This is a genomic window from Mesorhizobium sp. M7A.F.Ca.US.006.04.2.1 (genome assembly GCF_004022915.1).
Classification (GTDB): domain Bacteria; phylum Pseudomonadota; class Alphaproteobacteria; order Rhizobiales; family Rhizobiaceae; genus Mesorhizobium; species Mesorhizobium ciceri.
This window is the reverse complement of record NZ_RZQA01000846.1, coordinates 1-2,755: the sequence shown is the minus strand read 5'-3', so window position 1 is coordinate 2,755 and position 2,755 is coordinate 1. Positions and strand designations below refer to the sequence as shown.

Annotated in this window: 3 protein-coding genes and 1 pseudogene; 1 reads left to right on the top strand and 3 read right to left on the bottom strand. The window is 60.8% G+C overall.

The features are described from left to right. From EN925_RS31055 to EN925_RS31045, 3 genes and pseudogenes are all read right to left on the bottom strand, one after another. Positions 1-205 (bottom strand): annotated as a pseudogene (locus EN925_RS31055) (ABC transporter permease); the annotation flags it as partial. Continuing rightward, a complete protein-coding gene (locus tag EN925_RS31050; protein ID WP_127367924.1) occupies positions 202-1,794 on the bottom strand; it encodes a sugar ABC transporter ATP-binding protein in 1,593 nt (530 codons plus the stop codon). The pseudogene EN925_RS31055 and the gene EN925_RS31050, both read right to left, overlap by 4 nt. An 11-nt stretch (positions 1,795-1,805) precedes the next feature. After that, entirely contained in the window at positions 1,806-2,507 is a 702-nt protein-coding gene (locus tag EN925_RS31045) for a GntR family transcriptional regulator (RefSeq protein ID WP_013533133.1), read from the bottom strand. 176 nt (positions 2,508-2,683) lie between these two features. On the opposite strand from EN925_RS31045, the gene EN925_RS41550 reads away from it, so the two are divergent. Further along, the coding region (locus EN925_RS41550; protein ID WP_164894503.1) for an iron-containing alcohol dehydrogenase at positions 2,684-2,755 on the top strand (72 nt) is incomplete at its 3' end.

Sequence of the window (2,755 nt, the reverse complement as noted above, 5' to 3'; positions counted from 1 at the left end):
ACGAGATCACAAATGTCGCGCCGACCGCGATAATAGCAATGAAGGCGCTGCGGGTGATGACGTTGGCGAGGTTGGTGGCGGACAGGAAATCGGGGTTGATGAGGTAACCGACCACCAGCAGAGCTGCCAGCGCAAGAAAAGGCCCGATATCGGTCCAACTGATGTTGAGATCGAGGGGGCGACGCCTGGGTGCGGATTCGCTCATGACAGCCATTTTGTGCCTCCCTTGGCTTTTGGCCCTTGCTTGGGGCCACTGGTCGCCAGTACCGCCACATTGCTTTCGGTCATTTCGGCGCCACTGACCTCGCCGGTGATGCGGCCTTCGCGCATCACCAGGATGCGGTCGCAGATGCCGATCAATTCCTGCATCTCCGAAGAGATGACGATGCAGGCCTTGCCCTTGGCCACAAGCTCCTGGATGAAGGCATAGATCTGCGCCTTGTTGGCGATGTCGATGCCACGCGTGGGCTCGTCGATAATGACCACCGAAGGATCGGTCAGCAGCACCTTCGCCAGCAGCAGCTTCTGCTGATTGCCCCCGGAAAGCTGGGCCGCTTTGGCGCCGAGGCTCTTCAGCCTGATGTCATATGTCTCCACGGCCTGTTCCAGGGCTTGCGCTTCGCGGCGCCGACCCATCGAGAGGCCGGGATGAAACACATCGAGCGCCGACAGCGTCAGGTTAGGCGCCAGGTGCTCTTGCAGCAGCAGTCCCTTGCCCTTGCGATCCTCGGTCAGGTAACCGACGCCGGCGTCGATCGCCGCGCGCGGCGATTGGAAATGGACCGACTTGCCCTCAAGTTCGATCTTGGCAACTGCCGGGCGCAAGCCGATAATGCCCTCGAAGAGTTCGGTTCGGCCTGCGCCGACCATACCGGCGAACCCCAGGATCTCGCCCTTGTGGACCGTGAACGACACGTCCTCCACATAGCCGGGAACGGAGGCGTTCCTCACGCTCAGCATCGGTACATCCGAAGGCGCTGCGGTTCTCTCAGGATAGAGCGCTGCCAGTTCGCGCCCGACCATCAGCCGCGCCATGTCCATCTGGCTCAGCGTCTTGCCGGGATAGGTGCCGACCATCTTGCCGTCGCGCAGAACGGTCACTTTGTCTGCGACCCGCTGCACCTCATCCAACCGGTGGCTGATATAGAGCACGGCGGTGCCGTGAGCCTTCAGTTGCAGGACGATCTCCAGCAGGCGCTCGACCTCGCCACCGGTCAGAACGGCGGTCGGCTCGTCGAAGATAACCACCTTGTGGTCGTCAAGCAGGGCGCGAGCGATCTGCACCATCTGCCGGTCTGCCAGCGAAACGTCGCGCACCAGTGCCCTTGGCGAGACCGCGCAGCCGATCTGCGCCAGTTTCTCGGTTGCCAGCCGGCGCATGGTGCGGTCATCCACGACATGGCCACGCGAAAGCTCTCGCCCGAGAAACAGATTGTCGGTGACCGTGAGCCCCTCGGCGAGCAGTATCTCCTGATGAACCAAAGCGATACCGGCATCCTGTGCTTGGGCAGGCTTGGCAAATTTCACCGCGTGTCCGTTCATCGACAACGTGCCGTGGCTTGGCTCGACATAGCCGGACAGCAGCCGCATCAACGTCGACTTGCCGGCACCGTTCTCGCCAATGATGGCGTGGATCTCTCCCGGCAGGACGTCCAGGGTGACGTCCGACAACACCGTCACTGGGCCGTATTGCTTGGACAATTCCTGGGCGCGCAGCACCGGTTCAAGCGAACCAGGCGCATCGCTGGACAACGTGCTCCCGCCCTCCCCGGCGATATTCGCGGCAATGGACATCCGTTCCGACCTCAATCGAATGCCGGGAGCAGGCGATCGCGCGAGTGCTCTATATGGATGCGCATCGCCTTTTCGGCGGCATCGGGATCGGCCGAGCCGAACGCGGCAAGGATCGCCTCGTGTTCGTCAAGCGCCTCCTCGGTCACGCGTGCATGGAACATCAGGCGGAAGATGTGGAAGTGCGTGTGCTGGTGGCTCAACGTCTCGCGGATGAGTTCGTTTTGAGAAAACTCCATGATCTTGTCGTGGAAGATCGCATCCTGCCTGGCGAAATTCGAATAGCGCACGCGATCATCCTTGCCTTCGCGGCGTGACATCACGCCGGCAGCTTCGAGCAACAGATCGAGCTTGGCGTCGTCCATCGTTGCGGCGGCCTTTGCGGCGCCATGCGGCTCGAGCAGCAGACGCATCTCGTATAATTCGTCGAAACGGCGCCGGGTGATCTGGGGCGCGGCACGATAACCGATCAGATGCGTCTTGAGCACCAGGCCTTCGCCTTCGAGCCGTCCGAGGGCTTCCCGGATCGGCGTGTGCGAGACGTTGAATTCCTTGACCAAGCTGTCGACTGTGATGCGCGAGCCGGGGGGAATCTTCAGCGCCATCAACTGCGCGAAGATGGCTTCATAGACATCTTCGACGAGACTGTTGGCGCGCTGGATGCGACCAGCTCCAATGCTGGCGTCGCTTGGGTCGGGTAAGTTTGCGGTCTGCATATTTTGCCTCTTGACAGTGAGGACTGCTAACACGATGGTTCCGCGGATGCAATCCTATATCCTATACGATTTTAAAGCGGATATCTTTTAAGTGCGAGAGACACACTCTTAAACCGTCCGATCCAGACCGAGTTCAATGCCTCCGTTTCCAGTCAGCAGCCGTCAAAGGACCAATCATGACCCTCTTCGCCGCCCTGCGGTTGCCGCGTGAAATCCTGTTCGGGAAGGGGCAACGCCATGTGCTGCCG

Bases quoted from the DNA above. Each gene is read 5' to 3' on its own strand.
- EN925_RS31050 (WP_127367924.1), bottom strand. From the start codon at position 1,794: ATGTCCATTGCCGCGAATATCGCCGGGGAGGGCGGGAGCACGTTGTCC.
- EN925_RS31045 (WP_013533133.1), bottom strand. From the start codon at position 2,507: ATGCAGACCGCAAACTTACCCGACCCAAGCGACGCCAGCATTGGAGCT.